Genomic DNA, 1,466 nt, shown 5'->3' with positions numbered 1-1,466 from the left:
AAAATGGCTGGTAATAGCCACTATTTTTTTGTTTTGGCAAAAACTGGGTTTATTTTTTGTAAAATACCTAAGGTTTTTTGCGGTACTGGATAAAAAGCAGTTTTGTTGATTTAGATGGTTGGAAAAATGGGTGGTTTTGGTTTGTTTGGAGTGGTTTTTAAGGGGCGACTAAATAGGGATGATTAGCAAAATCCAATTTTTGCCCAATGGGTGATTTCTTTAAACCTTGTCCTAGCAGGGCTAAGGCTGGGTTTAAAAAATCGCCAAGTGGGTGAAAAGTGGGTTTCTGCTAATCATCCCTATTTATGCAAAGGTCTCATTTAACAAAAGACGAAAAAAAACCACCCCAAAGGATGGCTTTTTTTTCTGTGCTGAAAATTAATCAACTAATACACTCAACTACTTAGCTGTTGAACTCTCGCCGTTGTAGTAACCATTCTTGCCATCAGCATAACCTTTAGCATAGGCATCAGCTTGTGCCTTAGCATAAGCATCAGCCTGACCTTTGGCGTAGGCATCGGCTCTACCTGAAGCGCTAGCATCTGCTCTACCATCAGCATTGCCAGATGCAACGCCTGAAGCAGTGTTATCAGTCTTGTTCTTCGTGTTGAAATTCATACCAAAGTCTGTGTCATTCAACCAGTTATTACCACCCTTGAATGGACCCCAATTAGAGCCGCCATTGAATGGACCGGCATTAGAGCCGCCATTGAATGGACCCCAGTTGTTGCCACCACTCATAGGACCCCAGTTAGAGCCGCCATTCATAGGACCCCAGTTAGAGCCGCCATCAAATGGACCCCAGTTGTTAGAGCCGTTATAGTTATTATAACCATTGTTGCCGTTGTTAAACCAACCAGCTGAAGCTGTTGATGCTACTACTATAGCAGCGATTGCGATAATTTTTTTCATAAAATCTCCCTATAAACCAGTGAATCACCATTGATACACTTTAAATACCAGACTTTTGTCTTGTCAAGTAAAAATTATACAGCAACTACACTAAACCAATGACGCTTTAAACAAAAAAATTAGCGAATGTTACCTTAAATTGTTGGAACTTACATACCCAAATCCAAAAATAGAACCATCCAAACCCAAAACCCACAATCAAAACCAAAAAAATGCACCCCATTCAAACCCTGCCTTCAGCAAAACACAGGCATTTTCTCTGAATTTGACAAAACAGGTGTAAATTATCCAATATTTTGGATGATTTGGTTTTTTCAGGTGCCATAAAGCCTCCTCTAATCAGGATTTTGTAATGAACCTTAGTGTTATTTATTCTAAATCAGGATAATAACGGTTTAAACGCTTTGATGTCGTTTAATACCTTGGTGAGTAATTGATAGTATTGTGCCTGGCATTTAATAATAACTTTTCTACCTGTTTTAATGACTTTAGCAGCAATGGCGTAAAGACGATAGCGTATATACTTTGCCCTTTTATTGACAAACTCAAAGGGC

1 protein-coding gene is annotated in these 1,466 nt (G+C 39.1%); it reads right to left on the bottom strand.

Features of this window, described 5'->3' with window-relative positions; all coding sequences use genetic code 11:
* Positions 1 to 399: 399 nt before the first annotated feature.
* Positions 400 to 912, bottom strand: coding sequence for a hypothetical protein (locus BBROOKSOX_RS10950; protein WP_139661841.1), 513 nt, complete (start codon positions 910 to 912; stop codon positions 400 to 402).
* Between the last annotated feature and the right edge of the window lie 554 nt (positions 913 to 1,466).

The organism is bacterium endosymbiont of Bathymodiolus sp. 5 South, from assembly GCF_900128535.1.
Taxonomy (GTDB): domain Bacteria; phylum Pseudomonadota; class Gammaproteobacteria; order PS1; family Pseudothioglobaceae; genus Thiodubiliella.
Note: the sequence above shows the minus strand (reverse complement) of the source record. Positions and strands in the feature narration are given on the sequence as shown.